Genomic DNA, 448 nt, shown 5'->3' with positions numbered 1-448 from the left:
ATAAGAAGGCTTATATTTGGTTAGTTAGTTGTTCTAAATCAGATATTTTTAACTCGTGTAGCGACATGTTTAATCCCTCAAAATGACTAAGTATTATTGCGGATTGGTATTATACCATTCCGCTTAAATATCTGATCTAATATAGGCTATATAAAATCACCGGCTAATAACATTGAATTCAAACATATCTGAACAGCTTTTAGCGCTTTCTCGAAAAGAACCAAACGCACGAAAACGCATGCGATTGCTCGCAGTGTCTTTATTTTATGAGGGTAATAGCCGAACCGATATTGCAAAACGTCTAAACACTGCAAGAAGTAGTGTGAATAAATGGGTTTCTAGTTACCTAGAGTATGGGCTTGATGGTTTAGACAATAAGCCTATTCAAGGACGTCCATGATTGCGGGAACTGCGGGTACTTGAAATACTGTCTGATATTATAACTCTC

1 protein-coding gene is annotated in these 448 nt (G+C 36.6%); it reads left to right on the top strand.

The features are described 5' to 3' along the window. Positions 1 to 238: 238 nt before the first annotated feature. Positions 239 to 400 (top strand): helix-turn-helix domain-containing protein, encoded by a 162-nt coding sequence (locus CWC02_RS16875; RefSeq protein WP_171043858.1) that lies wholly within the window; start codon positions 239 to 241, stop codon positions 398 to 400. The last annotated feature ends 48 nt before the right edge of the window (positions 401 to 448 follow it).

The sequence above is a fragment of the Pseudoalteromonas sp. S2721 genome, assembly GCF_005887425.1.
Classification (GTDB): Bacteria; Pseudomonadota; Gammaproteobacteria; order Enterobacterales; family Alteromonadaceae; genus Pseudoalteromonas; species Pseudoalteromonas simplex.
Note: the sequence above shows the minus strand (reverse complement) of the source record. Positions and strands in the feature narration are given on the sequence as shown.